The sequence below is a fragment of the Dryocola clanedunensis subsp. sulfonylureivorans genome (genome assembly GCF_016756775.1).
Lineage (GTDB): Bacteria > Pseudomonadota > Gammaproteobacteria > Enterobacterales > Enterobacteriaceae > Dryocola > Dryocola clanedunensis.
Window position 1 is genome coordinate 41,224 of sequence record NZ_JAERMU010000002.1, and the last position, 21,427, is coordinate 62,650.

The 21,427-nt window shown below is 57.2% G+C and carries 17 protein-coding genes; 8 read left to right on the plus strand and 9 right to left on the minus strand.

Annotated features, from left to right (window positions below):
- Nucleotides 1–128: 128 nt before the first annotated feature.
- The gene (gene dgt, locus HYQ67_RS02060) at nt 129–1,643 is read right to left on the minus strand and encodes a dGTPase (RefSeq protein WP_202301119.1); all 1,515 of its coding nucleotides are present in this window, start codon (nt 1,641–1,643) and stop codon (nt 129–131) included.
- A 94-nt stretch (nt 1,644–1,737) separates the two neighbouring features.
- On the opposite strand from dgt, the gene mtnN reads away from it, so the two are divergent.
- From mtnN to HYQ67_RS02075, 3 genes are read left to right on the plus strand one after another with little or no spacing between them, the layout of a single operon-like run.
- Nucleotides 1,738–2,436 carry a 5'-methylthioadenosine/S-adenosylhomocysteine nucleosidase gene (mtnN, locus tag HYQ67_RS02065; RefSeq protein WP_202301120.1) on the plus strand — a complete coding sequence of 233 codons (699 nt, stop codon included), beginning with the start codon at nt 1,738–1,740 and terminating at the stop codon, nt 2,434–2,436.
- Entirely contained in the window at nt 2,429–3,229 is an 801-nt protein-coding gene (btuF, locus tag HYQ67_RS02070) for a vitamin B12 ABC transporter substrate-binding protein BtuF (RefSeq protein ID WP_202301121.1), read from the plus strand. Before mtnN ends, btuF begins: the two co-directional genes overlap by 8 nt.
- A 22-nt stretch (nt 3,230–3,251) precedes the next feature.
- Entirely contained in the window at nt 3,252–3,872 is a 621-nt protein-coding gene (locus HYQ67_RS02075; protein ID WP_202301122.1) for a TRIC cation channel family protein, read from the plus strand.
- Between the two features lie 50 nt (nt 3,873–3,922).
- Here the strand turns inward: HYQ67_RS02075 and erpA are convergent, their stop codons facing one another.
- Together erpA and clcA are read right to left on the minus strand one after the other, a co-directional pair.
- Nucleotides 3,923–4,267 carry an iron-sulfur cluster insertion protein ErpA gene (gene erpA, locus HYQ67_RS02080; RefSeq protein ID WP_202301124.1) on the minus strand — a complete coding sequence of 115 codons (345 nt, stop codon included), beginning with the start codon at nt 4,265–4,267 and terminating at the stop codon, nt 3,923–3,925.
- 81 nt (nt 4,268–4,348) lie between these two features.
- Nucleotides 4,349–5,794, minus strand: coding sequence for a H(+)/Cl(-) exchange transporter ClcA (gene clcA, locus HYQ67_RS02085; protein WP_202301125.1), 1,446 nt, complete (start codon nt 5,792–5,794; stop codon nt 4,349–4,351).
- Nucleotides 5,795–5,932: 138 nt separating this feature from the next.
- On the opposite strand from clcA, the gene hemL reads away from it, so the two are divergent.
- Nucleotides 5,933–7,213, plus strand: coding sequence for a glutamate-1-semialdehyde 2,1-aminomutase (gene hemL / locus HYQ67_RS02090; protein ID WP_202301126.1), 1,281 nt, complete (start codon nt 5,933–5,935; stop codon nt 7,211–7,213).
- 57 nt (nt 7,214–7,270) lie between these two features.
- Here hemL and fhuB read toward each other — a convergent pair whose 3' ends face one another.
- The 6 genes from fhuB to hrpB form a co-directional block, all read right to left on the minus strand.
- Entirely contained in the window at nt 7,271–9,256 is a 1,986-nt protein-coding gene (gene fhuB, locus HYQ67_RS02095) for a Fe(3+)-hydroxamate ABC transporter permease FhuB (protein ID WP_202301127.1), read from the minus strand.
- Nucleotides 9,253–10,152 carry a Fe(3+)-hydroxamate ABC transporter substrate-binding protein FhuD gene (gene fhuD / locus HYQ67_RS02100; protein ID WP_202301128.1) on the minus strand — a complete coding sequence of 300 codons (900 nt, stop codon included), beginning with the start codon at nt 10,150–10,152 and terminating at the stop codon, nt 9,253–9,255. Before fhuD ends, fhuB begins: the two co-directional genes overlap by 4 nt.
- On the minus strand, nt 10,152–10,949 hold the full coding sequence (fhuC, locus tag HYQ67_RS02105) for a Fe3+-hydroxamate ABC transporter ATP-binding protein FhuC (RefSeq protein WP_202301129.1): 798 nt from the start codon (nt 10,947–10,949) through the stop codon (nt 10,152–10,154). Before fhuC ends, fhuD begins: the two co-directional genes overlap by 1 nt.
- A 52-nt stretch (nt 10,950–11,001) precedes the next feature.
- Nucleotides 11,002–13,206, minus strand: a complete 2,205-nt coding sequence (gene fhuA, locus HYQ67_RS02110) for a ferrichrome porin FhuA (RefSeq protein ID WP_202301130.1) — start codon at nt 13,204–13,206, stop codon at nt 11,002–11,004.
- A 211-nt stretch (nt 13,207–13,417) separates the two neighbouring features.
- A complete protein-coding gene (gene mrcB, locus HYQ67_RS02115; protein WP_202301131.1) occupies nt 13,418–15,970 on the minus strand; it encodes a bifunctional glycosyl transferase/transpeptidase in 2,553 nt (850 codons plus the stop codon).
- A 79-nt stretch (nt 15,971–16,049) separates the two neighbouring features.
- Complete coding sequence (gene hrpB / locus HYQ67_RS02120; protein ID WP_202301132.1) at nt 16,050–18,482, minus strand: ATP-dependent helicase HrpB; 2,433 nt, start codon at nt 18,480–18,482, stop codon at nt 16,050–16,052.
- 73 nt (nt 18,483–18,555) lie between these two features.
- Here hrpB and thpR point away from each other — a divergent pair, with 73 nt between their 5' ends.
- The 4 genes from thpR to gluQRS all read left to right on the plus strand — a co-directional run bounded on the left by thpR (nt 18,556) and on the right by gluQRS (nt 21,408).
- Nucleotides 18,556–19,095 (plus strand): RNA 2',3'-cyclic phosphodiesterase, encoded by a 540-nt coding sequence (thpR, locus tag HYQ67_RS02125; RefSeq protein WP_202301133.1) that lies wholly within the window; start codon nt 18,556–18,558, stop codon nt 19,093–19,095.
- Nucleotides 19,096–19,800, plus strand: a complete 705-nt coding sequence (gene sfsA / locus HYQ67_RS02130; protein ID WP_202301134.1) for a DNA/RNA nuclease SfsA — start codon at nt 19,096–19,098, stop codon at nt 19,798–19,800.
- A gap of 192 nt (nt 19,801–19,992) precedes the next feature.
- Nucleotides 19,993–20,448, plus strand: a complete 456-nt coding sequence (dksA, locus tag HYQ67_RS02135; protein ID WP_202301135.1) for an RNA polymerase-binding protein DksA — start codon at nt 19,993–19,995, stop codon at nt 20,446–20,448.
- Between the two features lie 63 nt (nt 20,449–20,511).
- A complete protein-coding gene (gene gluQRS / locus HYQ67_RS02140) occupies nt 20,512–21,408 on the plus strand; it encodes a tRNA glutamyl-Q(34) synthetase GluQRS (RefSeq protein WP_202301136.1) in 897 nt (298 codons plus the stop codon).
- Nucleotides 21,409–21,427: the final 19 nt, after the last annotated feature.

Here is a 21,427-nt window from a genome sequence, read left to right on the forward strand (position 1 = left end):
AATTTATAAGTCACGCATAATTACTGTGTAGGCCAATATAGAGTGGCATTGTTAACGCTTAGTTCCGCAGATAACCCGCTGGAAAAAGTAAAAAAATATTGATCGTCTTTACAAAACTTAGCGACTTGTTACTCCACCGCCATTAATCGGCGGTATTCATCCCAGGCGTATAAATCAGTCATCCCGCTGATATAGTCCTGAATCAAACGGCAGCGATAATAAAACTCCCACGCGGAAAATTCAGGGCTGGAGGAGGCTAAGTTGCTTACGGCTTCGATGTAAGCAAGCCGATGTTTCGTTGACAGTTTATGGTACAGGCGCGTTTCGATTGGCAACCGACGCAGGCTCTCTTTTTCCACCAGCTCCGCAAAATCCTCAGCGGTGATATTGAGCAACGGACTGTAAATTTCAAGCAGTCCGCTGATGACCCGATAACCCTGTAGTTCAAGCTGTTCCACTTCCGGATGGTTGAAAACATGCTGCACCGCGACCTGCTTATAGAGTTCAAGCAAGCGGGCAAAGGGGCTGTCATCCTCAAGCAGCGCATGGTTGAACTCGCCGCTGAAAATCTGCGGCAAATTGTCGATAAAGCGCTGAGCAGCATAAGGCACCAGCTGATTCAAAGTATTGACCCGAAGGTACATAAAGAACTGATCTTCGGTGTTACGACGCATTTGATTGGTGCCGGATTTACGCCACGCCTCATTCACCACCTTCTCGAAGAGATCGTCCGGCTGGTGCTCGCCCCAGGCATCGCAGAGGTGCTGGTAAAGCTGCTCAACGCTGAAGATATTTTTCTCAACCGCATCCTCAAGATCGGCCACGCAGTAAGAGATGTCGTCCGCCGCCTCCATAATCCAGGTCAGCGGGAAGCGACTGAATTCGCCCAGCTGAAGTTCAGCACGCAGGCGCTTGATATAATTCTCTTCCGAAAGATAAAAACCGGGCTTCTTCATCAGGTAGGCATGGCTTTCCGGCGGCTTGCCGATAAACCAGGCCGGGCGGGTATATTTCAGAATGCAGCCAACCTGCGCCCAGGTCAGATTCATACGCAGCAGGCTGTGTACCAGTCGAATTCCCTGCGCATTACCTTCAAACTGACAGAGATCCTGGCGCACGTTGCGACGCAGCTCGTTCAGCTTGTCCTCTCCTTCCCGCAGACGTAACGCGTCAACGTGGCAGCGGTCATCACTGCGCGGCTGGCTGCCCGCGTCGGCAGGAAACAGGCGCTGGCGAAACCAGTCATTGATAGCCGACTCGCCAAAATGGCCGAACGGTGGATTGCCGATGTCATGCATCAGGCAGGCCATTTCGACAATACTTTCAAATGGCCCGGTCAGCTCGCTCAGCCCATATTTTTCGAGGCTTTGCTGCTCTTTAAGGCGGCTGAGAACCTCTTTGGCGATGTATCGTCCTACCTGCTGGACCTCAAGCGAATGCGTCAGGCGAGTGCGCACCGCAGCATTGCGCTCCAGCGGGAAGACCTGGGTTTTCTGTTGCAGGCGGCGAATGGCCGGGGAATTGACGATACGACCGCGGTCGCTTTCAAAAATACGTAAAATCTCGTGTTCGTTCTTCACGCCTTCAGGCGAGCGGAAGCGACGGTGCCAGTTAATTTTCCTGCGGAAATCGATTTCACTCATGTCCTCTCCCACTCCTGCGTAAATAGCGGATTAATTCCTGCCTGCCTGCCATGATAGACTATGCCCCTGAACTATCACATTAGCGAGTATCTCTATGAAAGCAGGCATTATTGGTGCAATGGAAGAAGAAGTTACGCTGCTGCGTGACAAAATCGAAAACCGTCAGACGCTGAAGCTTGCCGGGTGTGAAATCTACACCGGCACCCTGAACGGCGTGGAAGTGGCGTTATTGAAATCCGGCATCGGTAAAGTCGCGGCTGCTCTTGGCGCAACCTTACTGCTGGAGCATTTTAAACCTGACGTCGTGATCAACACCGGTTCCGCTGGTGGTCTGGCTCCAACGCTGAAGGTGGGGGATATCGTTGTCTCTGACGAAGTTCGCTACCACGATGCCGACGTCACCGCCTTCGGCTACGAGTATGGCCAACTTCCCGGCTGCCCGGCTGGCTTTGCTGCCGATGCGAAACTGATTGCCGCGGCGGAAGCCTGCATCAGCGAGCTGAACCTGAACGCGGTGCGCGGTCTGGTTGTCAGCGGCGATGCGTTCATCAACGGTTCCGTTGCGCTGGCGAAAATTCGTCACAATTTCCCGCAGGCCGTGGCGGTAGAAATGGAGGCGACCGCAGTTGCCCACGTTTGCCACAACTTCGGCACGCCGTTTGTGGTTGTCCGCGCCATTTCCGATGTTGCCGACCAGCAGTCTCACCTGAGTTTTGACGAGTTCCTCGCGGTTGCCGCTAAGCAATCCACGCTGATGGTTGAAAACCTTGTACAGAAGCTGGCTAGTGCTTAACTGGACATTCTGGCGCAGCCTCTGCGCCCTTGTGTTCTGCCTCCCGGCGCTGCTGTTTGCCGCGCCGCGGGTCATCTCTCTTTCGCCTGGTAACACCGAACTGGCCTTTGCCGCAGGCATCACTCCCGTCGCGGTCAGCGCCTGGTCGGACTATCCGCCCGAGGCGAAAAAGCTGGAACAAGTGGCGAACTGGCAGGGGATGAACCTGGAGCGTATCGTGGCGCTGAAACCCGATGTGGTGCTGGCGTGGCGTGCCGGAAACGCAGAGCGGCAGGTTAATCAGCTGGCGGCGCTTGGGATAAAAATCGTCTGGTTGGATCCGACAACTGTCGATGGCGTTATCGCCGCGCTTCGTGAGCTTGGTCAATACAGCCCCGCTCCAACGAAGGCAACAGAATCAGCCGACAAACTGGCCGCAGCCTTCACCCAGCTAAAATCGCAGTATGCGCAAGCCCCGAAGAAAAAAGTGTTTCTCCAGTTTGGGCAACATCCCCTTTTCACCACCGGCACTGGTTCGATTCAAAACGAGATCGTTGAAGTTTGTGGCGGTCAGAATATCTTTGCTGACAGCCGGGTCCCGTGGCCCCAGGTAAGCCGCGAACAGGTTCTGGTCCGCAAACCTCAGGCTATTATCATCGCCGGTAACGGCAGCCAGATCCCAGCGGTAGAACGGTTCTGGCAAAGCCAGCTAAAAATTCCGGTTATTGCTATCAATGATGACTGGTTTAGCCGCTCAGGCCCGCGTATTATCCTCGCCGCCAGACAGCTCTGTGCGGAGCTGGCAAAAATTTAACGTCATGATTCGAGGGTAATCAATGCTGGTCTACTGGCTGGATATTATCGGCACCGCGGTGTTTGCCATCTCCGGCGTGTTGCTGGCGGGAAAGCTGCGAATGGATCCCTTCGGCGTGCTGGTACTGGGTGTAGTCACAGCCGTGGGCGGTGGGACGATCCGCGATATGGCACTGGCCAATGGCCCGGTATTCTGGGTCAAGGATCCAACGGATCTTGTCGTGGCTATGGTCACCTGCTTGCTGACCATCCTGCTGATACGCCAGCCGCGCCGGCTGCCGAAGTGGATCCTGCCGGTACTTGATGCCGTCGGTCTTGCAGTATTTGTCGGCATCGGCGTAAACAAAGCGTTTCTGGCCGGCGCCAGCCCGCTGATTGCCATCTGTATGGGCGTGCTGACGGGCGTTGGCGGCGGGATTATCCGCGACGTGCTGGCTCGTGAAATCCCCATGATTCTGCGTACCGAGATTTACGCCACCGCCTGTATCGTCGGCGGTATTGTGCACGCCACGGCCTTTTATACCTTCAAGGTGCCGCTGGAACAGGCAAGTATGATTGGTATGACGGTCACGCTGCTCATTCGCCTGGCGGCGATCCGCTGGCACCTGAAACTGCCAACCTTTGCGCTGGAAGACAAATCGTAGGCATAAAAAAACCGGGCTCATCAACCCGGTTTTTTCTTTTCCCGCAGCGATTAGACGCTGAAAGAGGAACCACACCCGCAGGTGCTTTTGGCGTTTGGGTTGCTCACGATAAAACGTGAACCTTCCAGACCTTCGGTGTAATCCACCGCGCCACCGACCAGATATTGCAGACTCATCGGGTCAACCACCAGCGCAACGCCCTGCTTCTCGATAGTCATGTCGCCTTCGTTGATCTGGTCGTCAAAGGTAAAACCATACTGGAAGCCGCTGCACCCACCACCGGTGATGTAGACGCGCAGTTTCAGATTCGGGTTATCTTCATCTGCGATCAGGCTTTTAACTTTACTGGCTGCGGCTTCAGTAAACTGCAGGGGCAGCGCTACGTCATCACTCATTTTTTGCTCCCAACGAAATAAGAAATCGGGCAAAGATTAACCCGATCTTTAGGGCCATTATCTAATACCCTGGTAAATCGTTCAAGTATTCTCCCCGCTCGGGGATGGCTGGGCCTTTATCTGCGGCTCAGCCTCTTGTTTTGCCTGCTGTTCGGCTTCCTGTTTCGCGAGCGTTCGCTCAAGGATCGAAGAGTACAGCGGTTTGCCGCCGAGGAACTGGGCTAACAGTGTCGCGCCAAGACAGGTAATGATCATTGGCAAAATGAGCTGATAATTGTCCGTCATTTCCAGCACGAGCACGATCCCGGTCAGCGGGGCGCGCACCGAGGCGGCAAACAGCGCCCCCATGCCGGCAATGGCAAAAGTGCCGACTTCAAGATGATAAGCCGGGAACCAGTCCACGCAGGCCAGCCCAAACGCCGTACCAAGCAAAGTGCCCAGCGCCAGCATTGGGGCAAAAATGCCGCCGGGTGCACCGGAAGAGAAGCACAGCAGAGTGGTGACCACACGGGCAATAAAAATAAACAGCAGCATGCCCACGGTATAGTTTCCGGCAGCCGCGATGGGGATGAGATTAAAACCACCGCCTGCCGCCGCCGGCTGAATAAGGCCCAGCACGCCACAAACACCGCCCAACAGACCGCCAATCAGCACCCATTTTTTAATGTCGCCGCCGTGAAAACGGTGAAACATGTCCTGGGTACGAAAGATCATCTTGTTAAACAGCACCCCGACCACGCCAAAAACCATGCCCAGAATCAGGTACAGCCAGAGCGTATTCACGGGCGCGTTCGATAATTTTCCCACTTCAATCACGGCACTTTCACCGTTGAAGATACGGAACACCACGCTCGACATTATCACGCCGATAAAGACGGCCTTAATGGAGATCAGGTTGTAGCGAAACTGCGGGCGCATCTCTTCGATGATAAACAGAATTCCCGCCAGCGGCGCATTAAAAGCCGCCGACAGGCCCGCTGCCGCACCCGTTGCCAGTAAAGAGTGACGGGCTTCCGCGCCACGCAGCCGAAAGATGTCAAGTACCATGCGCCCAATATTGCCGCCCAGCTGCACCGTCGGCCCTTCGCGGCCCAGAACCATCCCCGCACCGAGCGTCCCCATGCCGCCGATAAACTTCACCGGAATCACGCGCCACCAGCGCACTGGACGCAGCTCCTCCAGCGCTCCTTCAATTTCAGGAATACCGGAGCCGCCCGCTTCAGGAGCGAAACGTCTGACGAGGTAGTAGCCGAGCATCGCCAGCAGCACCGAGCTGATAAACGCCAGCGGCCAGACTATTAGAGAGTAATCCGCCACGTGTGCGAGCATCGCCAGGCGGTTTTGCTGTACCCAGGTCACCGATTTTTCAAACGCCACGCCAACCAGACCTGCCAGGGTTCCAACGATCGCTGCCATAAAAAGAATTGCCACCGGGGTTTTGTCCCGGCGAATCAGGCGACGTACCATGTCGCCTCTACGCAAGCGCACGACTTCCTGTGCTTCAAAAGAGGGATGGGAAGGGTTCATTGGAATCATCATTTAGAAGTATTACAAATTGAAGGCGCATTCTACTCGCTCAAGGCGCTCGGGCAAAACTTTCATATCCACGAAGGTTTCCCTTAGAATAGCGCGTTGTCCCTATTTCCACGAATCAGGAGCCGATTCATGAGTAAGTCAGAAAACCTGTACGATGCCGCCCGCAAAGTCATCCCTGGCGGGGTGAACTCGCCGGTACGTGCTTTCACCGGAGTCGGCGGTGTTCCGCTGTTTGTTGAACGTGCCGACGGGGCTTACCTGTATGACGCTGACGGCAAAGCCTATATTGACTACGTGGGCTCCTGGGGGCCGATGGTGCTGGGCCACAATCACCCGGCCATTCGTCACGCGGTAATCGAAGCGGTTGAACGCGGTCTGAGCTTCGGCGCGCCAACCGAGATGGAAGTGAAAATGGCGGAGCTGGTGTGTGAACTGGTGCCGACCATGGACATGGTGCGCATGGTGAACTCCGGAACCGAAGCCACCATGAGCGCCATTCGCCTGGCGCGTGGCTTTACCGGCCGCGATAAAATCATCAAATTCGAAGGCTGCTATCACGGTCACGCCGACCACCTGCTGGTGAAAGCCGGCTCCGGCGCGCTGACCCTGGGCCAGCCGAATTCACCGGGCGTACCGGCTGATTTCGCCAAACACACCCTCACCTGCACCTATAACGACCTCGCCTCCGTGCGCGAAGCGTTTGAGCTGTACCCGCAGGATGTGGCCTGTATTATCGTTGAGCCGGTTGCCGGCAATATGAACTGCATTCCACCAAACGCAGACTTCCTGCCGGGCCTGCGCGCCCTGTGCGACGAGTTCGGTGCGCTGCTGATCATCGATGAAGTCATGACAGGTTTCCGCGTTGCGCTCGCTGGCGCGCAGTCTTACTACGGCGTTGAGCCCGACCTGACCTGCCTGGGTAAAATCATCGGCGGCGGAATGCCGGTGGGTGCCTTCGGCGGCCGTCGCGATGTGATGGAGGCGCTGGCGCCAACCGGGCCGGTTTACCAGGCGGGTACACTTTCCGGTAACCCAATCGCCATGGCGGCAGGTTTCGCCTGTCTGACCGAGGTTTCCCGCCCGGGCATCCACCAGACGCTGACCGAGCTGACTGAGATGCTCTCAAGCGGCCTGCTGAAGGCAGCAAAGGCCGAGAACATCCCACTGGTCGTCAACAACGTAGGCGGCATGTTCGGCCTGTTCTTTACCGATGCGCCAACCGTGACCAACTATCAGGGCGTGATGGGCTGCGACGTGGAGCGCTTTAAGAAGTTCTTCCATCTGATGCTGGAAGAAGGCGTGTACCTGGCACCGTCCGCGTTTGAAGCGGGCTTTATGTCGGTTGCGCACTCGAAGGAAGATATTCAGAAGACCATCGACGCTGCGCGTCGGGTGTTTGCGAAGCTGTAACCCGTAATCTTATCCCTCCTATCTGTAGGGGGGATAAGCGAAGCGTCATCCACCGAATCAGCGGCTCTGCTTACGCAGCAGGTAAACAAAGTAAGGCGCGCCGATAAAGGTCGCCAGCAGCCCGGCAGGGATTTGATCCGGGAACAGCACCATCCTTCCGCACCAGTCCGCCGCCACCATCAGCATGCCTCCAATCAACGCCGCCAACATCAGCTGCGGCATTGCGCGTCTGAAGCCCAGCATTCTGGCGATGTGCGGAGCCATCAGGCCAACAAAACTCAACGGCCCAACGGTCAGCGTCGCGGCAGCGGTCAGCGTCGCCGCCAACAGCAGCAGGACGAAACGTGACGGGGTTAGCGCCATTCCCACCGCACGCGCGGTTGCTCCACCCAGCGGCAGAATCATCAGCCAGCGGCGGCACAGCGGCGTAAGCGCAAGCAGCACGGCCATCAGGATCAGCGTCTTCACTGCCTGATCGCCCGTGACATTATAGGTCGAACCTGAAATCCAGGTGAGGATCCCCGCCATGCGCGGGTCGCCGCTTGCCATCAGCAGCATCAGCAGCATGGTAAACGCGGTGCTGAGCGCCATCCCCGCCAGCAGCATACGCTGCGGTGAAAAGCCCCCTCTTCCCGCCGCAATCATAATCACCAGCAGGGTAATTGCCGCGCCCAGGCTACCCGCCGGGAACAGCCAGCCGAACGCATTGCCCGGTACGATAAACAGCATCACGACCACGCCAAACGCCGCGCCGGAGCTTATCCCCAGCACTTCGGGGCTGGCCATCGCGTTCCCCGTCAGGCGCTGTATTACGCAGCCCGCTACCGCCAGCATCATCCCGGCGGTCAGCGCCGCCAGCATACGCGGCCAGCGCCACGGCAGCAGGTCGTGGAACATTTCGCCGTTCACCCAGTTCCAGCCGTGGGCATCACGCCCCAGGGTCAGTGCGGTGACGATAACCAGCGCCAGCAGGCCGCCCGCAACCAGAACCCACCAGCCAACATGCTGGCGTTCAGCCGGGACGTTATCCCCCGCATTCAAAGCAGGCGTGCCGACGGTACGCAGGCGCGGCAGCAGCCACAGCAACAGTGGAGCGCCAATCAGGGCGGTAACCGTGCCGGTAGAGATTTCACGCCACGCGCCGGTCAGCCAGATAACAGCCTGATCCGAAAGCCAGAGGATCAGCGCGCCAATCAGCGGGGCCAGGAAAAGCCGGGCCACCAGACGCCTTGCGCCGAGCATCTTCGCCAGCAGAGGTGCAAACAGGCCGATAAAACCAATGATGCCCACAGCGTTAACTAGCAGCGCGCTCAGGGCGATGGCGAGAATTAAGGTAGCAAGCCGTACCAGGGAGAGCGCCAGGCCCAGATTACGGGCAACGCCGTCATCCAGCCCCATCAGCGTAAGCGGACGCAGCAGCAGGAGCGTCAGCAGCATTCCGCCCACCAGGCGCGGCCACAGACCGTTAACGATGCTCCAGTCCGTCTGGTTCAGCGCCCCGGTGCTCCACAGGAACATATTTTGCAGCTGATCGTGGTGGAAGATGGCCAGCAGCTGGTTCACCGCGCCGCAGTAAAGGCTGACCACCAGCCCTGCGAGGATCAGCGTGACCGGAGAGAGACGTTTGCCCCACGCCACGCCAAAGACCAGCAGACCCACGACGCCTGCGCCAATCAGCGCCGCAAATTGCTGCGTTTCGAATCCGCCCGGCAAAGCCCAGAGGGTTGCTACGGTAACACCGAGCTGCGCCCCGCTCGCCACGCCCAGGGTCGTCGGTTCGGCAAGAGGGTTACGCAACACCTGCTGGAACAATACGCCCACCAGCCCCAGTCCGGCTCCTACCAGCAGCGAAATCGCCAGACGAGGCAGAGAACTGTAGTGGAATAGCATCTGGTTGATATCGTCGATATTCGGCTGCCACCAGGCTTTTGACCACTGTGTCGAAGGCAGCTGGGTATCCAGGTTATGCAGCGTCAGCCAGAAGGCGGCGACAAAAAGCAAAGCCAGCAGCGCGGAAGGAAACAGAACATGATGACGTCTCATGCTGCGCTCCCTACGGCTTTTGCCAGCATTGTCGTGAAGTTCATGGCGGAGATCGTCGCGCCATAGAGCCATACGGCAGGGACCCGCTGGAAGCGATCCTGTCGCACGAACGGCATCGCCTGCCACAGTTGCGTCGCCATCACTTTTGCCATTTCGGCATCGTTGTTGTGATCGAAGCAGATGACATCCGCATCTTTGACGGCGGCAAGCCGCTCAATGCCGACCACCGCCGTGCCCCAGAAATTGGTTTCTCCGTGCCAGGCGTTTTTCACCTCCAGCAGATCCATCACTTCCTGGAACAGGCTGTTTTCGCCGACCACCAGCGCATGTCGAGGGTCGAGCAGCGTCATCAGCAGTACCGGCGTATCGCCCCGTGCGGCAAAGCGCGGCTTCATATCGGCAATAAAACGGTCGAACTTCGCCAGATGTTCAGCTGCGGCCTGCGGCCTGCCCAGCTTCACACCGAGCTCAGTCAGCGATTTGCGGGCCACGCTCAGGGGCTTGCCCGTTCCGTCATTGAAGTTAAACCCCATTCCCGGCGCGATGCGGGCCATTTTATCGGGCGACGGACCGTAGCCTGCGGAATAGATGATGAGTGAAGGTTTCAGCTGGGTAAGCAGCTCGAGATTCGGTTCCGTACGCAGCCCGACATCAATGACCCCCTCGGGCAATTTCGGCTCGCCAACCCAGGCGTGGTAGTTGAGCTTGTCCGCTATCGCCATCGGCGTGACGCCTAGCGCCAGCAGGAGTTCAGTGGGCAACCATTCGAGAGCAACAACGCGGCTGGCATCAACCGGGGCCGCCTGGGCAAAACCAGCCTTCAGCAGGAGCGGCGAAAGCGCCAGCGCAGTCAGCAGCTGACGACGGCTGACAGGGGGATTGAGAAGTTCAGGCATCAGTAAACGAAGCTCACCGGTGCAGCCCCTGCCGGGTGCGGCAGGATCCCCATCGGGATGCCGTAGATTTGCTCCAGCGTTTCGCTTTGCATTATCTGCGCCGGATTTCCCTGGGCAATCATTTCGCCACCGCGCAGCGCCACCAGATGGTCGCAGTAGCGGGCAGCCATGTTGATATCGTGCAGGACGGCAATCACCGTCAGCCCGCGCTCCTGGCTAAGACGATGAATCAGCGCCAGCACATCAACCTGATGGGCGATGTCCAACGCGGAGGTCGGTTCATCCAGCAGCAGGCAGCGGCTGTCCTGGGCGACCAGCATCGCAATCCATGCGCGCTGACGCTCACCGCCCGACAGGCTGTCCACCAGGCGGTGGGCAAACGGTTTTAGCCCCACTAATGCAATGGCCTCTTCAACAAGCTCACGATCCGCAGAACCGAAACGGCCCAGCGCCCCGTGCCAGGGATAACGCCCAATCGCCACCAGCTCGCGCACCGTCATGCCTTCTGCGGCAGGAAGCTGCTGCGGCAGGTAGGCCACCTGACGAGCAAACGCCTTGCTGCTCCAGCTGTCCAGCGGCTGGGCATTCAGACGGATCTCGCCTTCCGACGGATTCTGGTGTCGCCCGAGCATTTTCAGCAGCGTGGATTTACCGGAACCGTTATGGCCAATCAGCCCCGTCACTTTTCCTTCCGGGAAGGTAAAGGTGAGCGGGTGAAGCAGCGTGCGGCCTGGTACACGAAAAGTCACGTCAGTCAGGCTAAACGTCGTATCGGGATGGGGGTGTTTGTCCTGCATAGGAACCCAACTTGTTGATGGATGCGGCGAACCGCCGCATCCTGAGTGCAATTTAGAAGCGGAATGTTGCGGTCGCAACCACCTGACGCTCTGCGCCCCAGTAGCAGGCGTAATCGCGGTAGCAGCTTGAGACGTACTCACGATCGAACAGGTTGTTGACGTTAACGCCAACTGACGAGCCTGGCAGACCGACGCGTGCCAGATCGTATTTGACCATGGCATCCGCTACGGTATAGCTCCCTACGTTAAAGGCTTCGTTGGTTTGCGGGCCAGTGGTATAGAAGCTGGAGGTTGAGCCGACGTAACGAGCACCGGCGCCGAAGGTCAGGCCGCTAAGCGCCGTTTCGTGGAAGGTATAGTCAGCCCACAGGGAGGCCATATTGCGCGGCACTTCCGCAGGTCGTTTGCCTTCGTACAGGGTATCGTCGGTGTATTTAGCATCGGTGAAGCTGTATGCCGCGGTCACGTTGATATTCGCGTTAACGGCCGCCTTCGCTTCCAGCTCGAAGCCACGGGAACGAATTTTACCGCCCTGCACGCTGAAAGCGTTATCGCTTGGATCGGCCATCAGGTTGTTATCTTTCGTCAGCTGGTACACCGCTGCGGTAACCACGACAGGCAAGTCTTTCGGTACATATTTCACGCCTGCTTCGTACTGTTTGCCCATTGAAGGATCAAACGGCTGGCCCTGTTTAGTCGCGCCTGACACCGGCTCGAAAGATTCGCTGTAGCTGATGTACGGCGCGATGCCGTTGTCGAACACGTAGTTCAGGCCGCCGCGCCAGGTGAACTGCTCGTCGTTGATTTCAGCGGTGGTATTGCTGGCGCGCGTTAACGTTGAGGTTTTCGCGAAGTCATAACGGCCGCCCAGCGTCAGAACGAATTTGTTCCACTCCGCCTGGTCCTGAACATACAGACCGGTTTGTTCCTGGCGGTTGAGGACTTCATACGGGAAGGTAATGGCAACGTTCGCGTTCCCGTACTGCGGGTTTTGCATATCAATCGGGCTGGCCGTGCCGTAATCCGCATCAATGTCGTTACGCATACGCATGTAATCAACGCCGGTCAGCAGGGTGTGATCCACCGCACCAGTGGCAAACTTAGCCTGCGCCTGGGTGTCTACCGTGAAGTTATTCAGGTCTTCATCAGAGCGAACATAAGCGCGGCTGATTTGGCCCGGCGCGATGTAGCCGTTGCCGTAGACGGAATCATAAAGCGTATGAATCTGCGTATAGCGCAGGTTCTGGCGTACGGTCCAGGTGTCGTTAAACTCGTGGGCGAAGCTGTAACCCACCATCTGCTGACGGCGCGCCAGCTTGTTATCTTCTTCGCCTTCGTTGAAGTCGGTTGGCAACTTGTGGCTGTTACCGTTTGCATCCTGATAGTGCGTCACGGTGCCTTCACGCGGCAGCCAGCCGTAGTAACCCGCATGCGGGTCGCTCTGGAAGTTGCTCAGGAAGGTGAAATCCGTTTTGTCATCAGGACGCCAGCTGAAAGAAGGTGCGATAGCGTAACGGTTGGACTTCACCCCATCCTGCTGTTCGTTCTCGCTGCGGGCAAGGCCGGTCAGGCGGAAGGAGTAGACGCCGTCGTCATCCAGCGCATCGCTGAAATCAAAGCCCGTCTGCCACAGGTTATCGGTCCCCATTTTGAACTGAATTTCTTTCAGCGGTTCGAGCGTAGGACGCTTGCTGACCATACTGACCACGCCACCAGGGTTGCTCTTGCCATAAAGGACAGAGACGGGGCCGCGCAGCAGCTCGACGCGCTCCAGGAAGTACGGATCCATGGAGGCTTCGGAATAGTTATCGCCCTGTAATTTCATCCCATCCAGATACTGGTTGGTGTTCACAGTCGAAGAGGTCGTAAAGCCACGAATAGAGACGACGTCGTAGGCAGAGGAGCTACCGCGAGTAGAGAACACGCCTGGCGTATAGCTCAACGCGTCTTTAACCGTCTGTGGCTGTTTGGTTTCCATCTCTTCACGCGTCACAACAGAAATAGACTGCGGCGTCTTTTCAATTGGCGTGTCGGTTTTGGTGGCGGTCACGGTGCGCTTAGCGGCCACGGTCGCAGCCGGACCCAGCGGATCTTCCTGCGCGACAGGTGCAGCGATTACCGTGATGGTGTCTTCTTTTTTGGCCGTCTCGTCCGCCGCAAAGCTGGATACGCTGACGCCGCCCAGGCTAGCCGCGACAAACAGTGCGAGTTTACAAATTGAGGTATTAACTGGTTGTCCGCTGATTGAACGCGCCATTGTATAATCTCTGATGAAGTGAAGAATGATAACCTAAACGATAATTATTATTATGCCCGCAGAATAATAGACGAAACGGAAAGCCCATAGCAAGCGGATCACACCCCTTGTGTAACTGAGGGAATAATTATTAACCAGAGAAATTATGCGGGGATAACAAACAGAAAAGCCCCCGCGAATCGCAGGGGCTTTGAGGTCACTTCAGACTGCGTTATTTACTGCCGAACATGTCCTTAATCCAGCCGGCAACGCCGTCACTCTCTTCTTTCTTTTGAGGCTGCTGTTGCTGTTGCTGCTGTGGCTGCCCAGAAGATTGCCCGAACGGGTTGTTCATCTGCTGCTGTTGCAGCTGTTGCTGCTGCATTTGCAGACTCTGCTGGCAAAGCGCGTCCGGGTTGGTCGTCCAGACCGGCAGCATTCGGGTCTGACCGCCGCTGCACTGGAAGTTACCCCCGTCATCAACACCCATGCTGACGATATCTTCCGGCGGCGTTAACGTCAGCGGAATCGGCGTTTGCGCTGCCAGATAGCGCTGGTAAAGCGCCATTGCACCGCTTGCGCCATACAGTTTCGTTGGCTGGTTGTTGTCGCGTCCTACCCAGGTGATGGTCACTTCTTTACCATCAACGCCCGCAAACCAGGTATCCACGTTGTTGTTGGTGGTCCCCGTTTTACCGGCCAGATGCAGGTTAGGATACTTGCTGCCCAGCGCGCGCCCGGTACCACGAGCCATTACCTGCTGCATGGTGTAGAGCGTCATATACGCTGCCTGAGGAGGAACGGCCTGTTCCGCCTGCGGGAAGCTCTGATAGAGCACCGTGCCATCTTCGGCAATAACAGAACGCAGTGCAGAAAGCGTTGCACGATTACCGCCGCTGGCGATGGTCTGGAACGCCTGGGCAACCTGAATGGGCGTCAGGTTCAGCGCCCCCAGGATCATTGCCGGGACAGGGTTCAGCTGGTCTCTTGGCACGCCGAGTTTCGTCCAGGTTTCCGTAATGGCTGGCAGGCCAATCGCCAGGCCCAGGTTAACCGTTGGGACGTTCATCGAGCGGGCTAAGGCATCCACCAGCATGACCTGGCCGCTGAAGCGCTTATCGTCATTCTGCGGTGACCAGACCTGGCCGTTTGGCTGGCGCAGGGAGATTGGCGCATCCGCAATCCAGGTATTCAGACGATAGGTATCCGGGTTGCTTAACGCCGTCAGATAGGTCGCCGGTTTCGCCAGCGAGCCGATAGAACGACGAGCCTGCATCGCGCGGTTAAAGCCCGCGAACTGCGTTTCCGCCCCGCCGACCATCGCACGCACTTCGCCGGTATAGCGGTCAACGATAACCATCGCCGCTTCCAGATCCTTCAGCTTACGGGAGGCACGCAGAACCGGTACGCCTTCGCTCACCGCTTTTTCCGCCGCATCCTGAGAGACCGAATCGAAGGTGGTGAAGATCTTCACGCCGGAGAGATCTTTCACTTTATCGCCCAGCTTCGCCTGCAGCTCGTTACGCACCATCTGCATAAACGCAGGCTGCGGTGAAATCACCCCGCCGCGCGGCTGCACGCCCAGAGGACGAGCGCTGAGCATGTCGTACAGCTCCTGATCGATAACCTTCTGCTCTTGCAGCAGGCGCAGCACCAGGTTACGACGCTCAAGCGCCAGCTTCGGGTTACGCCACGGGTTGTAGATCGATGCCCCTTTCACCATGCCGACCAGCAGCGCCTGCTGGTCAAGGCTCAGCTCTTCTACCGGACGGCCAAAGTAGTACAGGCTCGCCAGCGGGAAGCCGCGGATTTCGTTATCGCCGCTCTGACCGAGGTAAACTTCGTTCAGATACAGCTCAAGAATGCGATCCTTGCCGTAGCGGGCATCCATGATCAGCGCCATGTACGCTTCGTTCGCTTTGCGCCAGTAGGTTCTTTTGCTGGAGAGGAACAGGTTCTTCACCAGCTGCTGCGTCAGGGTACTCGCCCCCTGTACCGTGCGGCCTGCCGTCAGGTTCGCCAGCATGGCGCGGCCGATAGAGTAAAGGCTGATCCCATCGTGCTCGTAGAAGTGACGGTCTTCCGTTGCAATCAGCGTATCGACCAGCAAATCCGGGAAGCCCGTGCGCGGCACGAACAGACGCTGCTCGCCGTTTGGCGAAGAGAGCATAGTAATCAGGCGCGGATCCAGGCGGAAGAAACCGAAGCTACGGTTGTTATCCATGTTCTGGATCTTCTCAAGACGATCGCCGTCAAACACCAGACGCGCGCGGATCTGCCCTTCTTTACTGTCCGGGAAATCAAACGGTCGGCGGATCATTTCGATACTGTTGGCCTGCACGGTAAACTCGCCCGGGCGCGTCATACGCGTGACCTGGCGGTACTGCGTGGCCTCCAGCAGATTAACCATCTCTTTCTTGCTGTACGGCATGTCCGGCTCAAGGTTCACCATGCGGCCATATACCGCCGCCGGGAGCTGCCAGACTTTGCCATCGATGCGGGTGCGGATCTTCTGGTCGAGATAGACCCCGTAGATCACAAACAGCACCACAAAGACGACAAACAGTTTCAGTAAGAACCATAGCCAACGATGCTTCTTCCGTGGCGGACGGCCTTTACCGCCTCCCTTTCCTTTACGTGGTGGCATAGCTTCCTCGTCTTCATAATCATCGTCGTAGTCCTCATCATACTCATCTTCCCTGAGTCGACGACGGCTCACTTTTTCTTTCGCGGGACGAGAAGGTTTTCCTTTGCGTCCGATAGGTTCGCGGTCATTCCCCGCCATTGCTTTCTCCACCATATATAAGGCGCACGGCCTGATTCTCCTTTCTTCCACGACTTGCGGAAGAAGAAATCTCTCAAAGTCACTGGTACTTTTTGGTACGCCTTGTCGGCATCGCATCGCCCGGAGAATCCGGCCATACATGCTTTGGATAGCGCCCTTTCATCTCTTTTTGCACCTCCCGGTACGCGCCGTTCCAGAACGCGGTCAAATCACGCGTGACCTGCAGCGGACGCTGCGCGGGAGAGAGCAGCTCAAGCACCAACGGCACTCGCCCCTCAGCTATCACGGGGGTTTGCGCTTCGCCAAACATTTCCTGCATTCGTACCGCCAGCGCGGGCGGATTATCTTCATCGTAACGAATGGCAATCTGGCTTCCGGTCGGCACAGTGTAATGAGTTGGCAGCACAGTATCCAGACGTTGACGCTGTGACCACCCGAGCCAGTTTTGTAGCGCCCTGGTCAGATCGATATTTTTCAGGGCGCGCAGCGAGTGGACGCCGTTCATTTCCGGTAGCAGCCACCCCTCTAAATCACGTAGCAGCGCCTCGTCACTCATTTCAGACCATTCTTGCTCAGGCAGCCATTTAGCCGCACAGGCCAGACGAATTCGCAGCTGCTGCGACTGCGCAGACCAGGTAAGCACGCCCAGCCCGCGCTCGCGAATACCGTTGAGCATGGCCCGATGCAGTTCATCTTCAGTGGGCTTTGCCAGCGGCTGGACTTTCACGACCAGCTGGCCAATCTGCTGGCGGCGAAACGCCTTCAGCGTGCCCTGTGCCTCATCCCACTCGATGGAATCACTCTGTCCGAGCACAGCAGGCACACGGGCGATCAGCTCGTCGATATCCAGCGGCAAAGCCTGGAGCATGCGCGCATCCGGCGTCTGGCTTCCCTGCAAAAGCAGCGGCGCCAGAAGCCATTCGTAGCAAGTGAGCGCATCGTCCTGGTTTAACATTGCGCCCATGCCGTTCGCCAGCTGGTAGCGCCCTTCCTGGCCCCGCCTGCGAGCGATACGATCGGCGAAGGCGTGGGCCAGGAGCGGGCCTGCCAAAGCGATATCTGGCTGCCCGCCGCGGCTGTTCAGTCGTTTCAGCAGCTGGCTGCTGCGCTGCTGCCAGTTATCCTGACGGCGGCTGAATGCGCTGCGTAAATCATTATCCTGACCGCGCGGTGGCTCTTCGAGAATCGCAACCAGGCGTGCTGCCGTAGCCTGTTCGTCCGGCGTTCTGGCCGCGACTAACATGGCCGCAAAACGAGGATCGTTGCCAAGCTGCGCCATTTTCTGGCCCGTTGGCGTCAGGCGGTTTTGCTCATCCAGCGCACTCAGCTGCCGCAAAAGTTCCCGTGCCGCATGCAGATTAGCCGCAGGCGGCAGATCCAGCCAGGTGAGCTGCTCCGGTTGCTGGCAGCCCCACTGTAAAAGCTCAAGCAGCAGGCCGGAAAGATCGCTTTGCAGGATTTCCGGCTCGCTTTGCCTGGCCGCGCGTTCAGCCTGTTCCGCGCTGGTGAGATGCAAACAGATACCCGGCTCCAGACGCCCTGCACGTCCCGCACGCTGAATCATTGAGGCCTGGCTGATGCGTTGGGTAACAAGGCGAGTCAGCCCGCTGCGGACATCAAATCGCGCAACGCGCTCCTGGGTGCTGTCCACCACTAACCGGATGCCTTCGATAGTCAGGCTCGTCTCTGCGATGTTCGTTGCCAGCACAACTTTGCGGGTGCCGCCGGCCGGCGGGAGAATGGCTTTACGTTGTTCACTTAACGGCAGCGCTCCATATAAAGGACAAAGTTGAACGTCACTGGCAACGCGTTCCCGAAGCTGCTCCTGCACCCGCTGAATTTCCCCCACGCCCGGCAGGAAAAGCAGCAGCGAACCCGACTCTTCGCGGAGCAAATTCGCCACCGCGAGAGCAACGGCTTCGTCAAAACGTTGATGAGCAGGCAACGGGCTGTAGCGGCGGTCAACAGGATAAGCGCGCCCCTCGGAGCTGATAACGGGCGCCTCCGGCAGGCATTTTTGCAGCCGCTGATTATCCAGCGTAGCCGACATGATCAACAGTTTTAGATCTTCGCGCAGCCCCTGCTGGACGTCCAGCAGCAGCGCCAGCGCCAGATCCGCCTGCAGGCTGCGCTCATGAAACTCATCCAGAATGACCAGCGCAACGCCTTCGAGTTCAGGATCGCGCTGGATCATGCGGGTTAAGATCCCTTCGGTCACCACCTCCAGCCGGGTATGCGGCCCGACACAGGTTTCAGCCCGCATCCGGTAGCCCACCGTTTCCCCCGCTTTCTCACCGAGCAGTTCTGCCAGACGCTGCGCGACATTACGGGCAGCAAGGCGGCGCGGTTCAAGCAGCAGGATTTTGCCATTCAGCCCAGCGTCTTTAAGGATTTGCAGCGGGAGCCAGGTGGATTTACCTGCGCCAGTAGGGGCATTGAGCAGCACCTGCGGCGCGGTTTGCAGCGCGTTGAGGACATCGGGTAAGACCGCGGCGACGGGTAATGACGACACAAACAGCTCCAAAGGGTTAACATACGCGTTTGCGCATTGTAGCATTCCGTACACACTTAACCGAGAGACCACCATGGCCGACACTCGCCGCCTGTTCTTCGCCCTCGACATGCCCGGCGAGGTGCAGCAGCAGATCGTCAACTGGCGCGCTGAAAATTTTCCGGCCGATGCGGGTCGCCCCGTTGCGGCAGCGAATCTGCACCTGACGCTCGCTTTTTTAGGTGACGTTAGCGCCGAGAAACAGCTTGCCCTTGGTCGCCTTGCCGGACGCATTCAGCAGTCAGGCTTTACCCTGACGCTCGATGATGCGGGCTTGTGGGTACGCTCAAGGGTCGTCTGGCTCGGCCCTCGCCATGCTTCCCTTGGCCTGATCCAGCTCGCCAATATGCTGCGCGCCCAGGCGGCGCGAAACGGCTGCTATCAAAGCCCGCAGCCCTACCACCCGCATGTGACGCTTTATCGTCATGTGACCCAGCCCGTCGCCATTCCGCAGCCCAACTTCCGCTGGCAGTTTAAGGTTGAAGAGTTTGTGCTTTATGAATCTGTTTTTGCCCAGGGCCGCACCCGTTACCAGCCGCTGGCGCGCTGGCCATTACGTAATAAGGAAGAGTAAATGGAGTTTTCCCCGGCGCTACAGTCCGCCACCTTAATTAAACGCTACAAGCGCTTTCTTGCCGATGTCGTGACGCCGCAGGGAGAGCTGCTGACGCTACACTGCCCGAATACGGGAGCGATGACCGGCTGCGCAACCCCCGGGGACACCGTCTGGTATTCCACATCGAGCAATCCAAAGCGCAAATACGCCCACACGTGGGAAATGACCCAGACGCAAAATGGCGACTTTATTTGCGTCAACACCCTGCAGGCAAACAACATCGTTAAGGAAGTTCTGACAGAGAATCGCTTTTCGGAATTAAGCGGTTACACAAAAATCCTTAGCGAAGTAAAGTACGGGGCCGAGCGCAGCCGGATCGATTTTATGCTTCAGGCAGATAATAAAGTTAACTGCTATATTGAAGTGAAATCCGTCACGTTATCCGAACAAGGAAGTGGCTTTTTTCCAGATGCCGTCAGCCTTCGTGGGCAGAAGCATTTGCGAGAATTGATGAGCGTGGTCAGGCATGGAGAGCGCGCAGTGCTGCTATTTGCGGTATTACATTCCGCCATCACTCGGGTCTCTCCGGCACGCCACATCGACGCAAAATATGCGCAATTATTGTGCGAGGCGCAGGAATGCGGGGTAGAAATACTTGCCTTACGGGCAGAACTTTCCGCCGTTGGGCTGGCTCTAACCTCGCCGTTACCTGTCTGTTTATAACATTTCATTTATAAAAAGCAGTTAACGTTTTTGTATGTTTTGTGTGCCGGTCGCTCGCGTAAATAAGCTTTTCTTCACAAGGTTGTCAATAGCGAAATTTATATAATTGCCAACCTGAAAAGCATCTGCTATTTATAGCGACCTGATTTTCCCCCAACAGGGGACCGATAGTGCGTGTTAAGGAGAAGCAACATGCAAGAAGGGCAAAAGCGTAAAACATCGTCCCTGAGTATCCTCGCCATCGCTGGGGTGGAGCCTTACCAGGAGAAAGCGGGCGAAGAATACATGAACGAAGCCCAGCTGTCGCACTTCAGACGTATTCTTGAAGCCTGGCGTAACCAGCTTATGGATGAAGTTGATCGTACTGTTTCGCATATGCAGGAAGAAGCTGCTAACTTCCCTGATCCGGCTGACCGGGCAACTCAGGAAGAGGAGTTTAGCCTTGAACTGCGCAACCGCGATCGCGAACGTAAACTGATCAAGAAGATCGAGAAAACGCTCAAGAAAGTAGAAGACGAAGACTTCGGCTACTGCGAATCCTGCGGCGTTGAGATCGGTATTCGCCGTCTTGAAGCTCGTCCGACAGCTGATTTGTGTATCGACTGCAAAACGTTGGCAGAAATTCGCGAAAAACAGATGGCTGGCTAACAGCTCGCGGTTTCACCACTTTCAAAGGCGGGAGTCTCTCCCGCCTTACTTATTTGTAGACTCATGACAGCTCCTCAGTACATTGGGCGATTCGCCCCCTCACCGTCAGGTGAACTCCATTTCGGCTCGCTGATTGCAGCCCTGGGCAGCTTTTTGCAGGCCAGAGCCTGTCACGGCCAGTGGCTGGTTCGTATCGAAGACATCGACCCACCAAGAGAAGTGCCCGGTGCCGCCGACACCATCCTTCGCCAGCTTGAGCATTATGGTTTGCAGTGGGATGGCGACGTCCTGTGGCAATCGCAGCGCCGTCAGGCTTATTGCGAAGCGCTGGACTGGCTACGCGACCAACATCTCAGCTATTACTGTACCTGCCCGCGCAGCCGCATCCAGCAAATCGGCGGGTTTTACGACGGCCACTGCCGGACGCTTAACCATGGCTCCGAAAATGCTGCCATGCGCCTGGTGCAGCAGCATCCCGTATTAAGCTTCGAGGACAAACTTCGCGGCAGATTAGTCGCGGATGAACAGCTTGCGCGGGAAGACTTTATTATTCACCGCCGCGATGGGCTGTTTGCCTATAATCTTGCGGTCGTGGTGGATGATAACTTCCAGGGCGTGACGGAGATTGTGCGCGGCGCGGATTTAATCGAGCCTACCGTGCGGCAAATTTCTTTGTACCAGCAATTTGGCTGGCGAGTGCCGCAGTACGTCCATCTACCGCTGGCCGTCAACGAGCAGGGTAATAAATTATCCAAGCAAAACCATGCGCCAGCGCTGCCGCAGGGCGATCCACGTCCGGTACTTATCCATGCTTTAGCATTCTTAAACCAACCGCTTATCGCACACTGGCAGGACTTGTCTCCCGAAAGCCTGTTAAACGAAGCGGTAAAAAATTGGGCGCTGTCCGATGTTCCGGATACCGCAGCTATGAATACATCATTCTCAAATGCCCCACACTGAGCTATGATTAGCCGCTGTT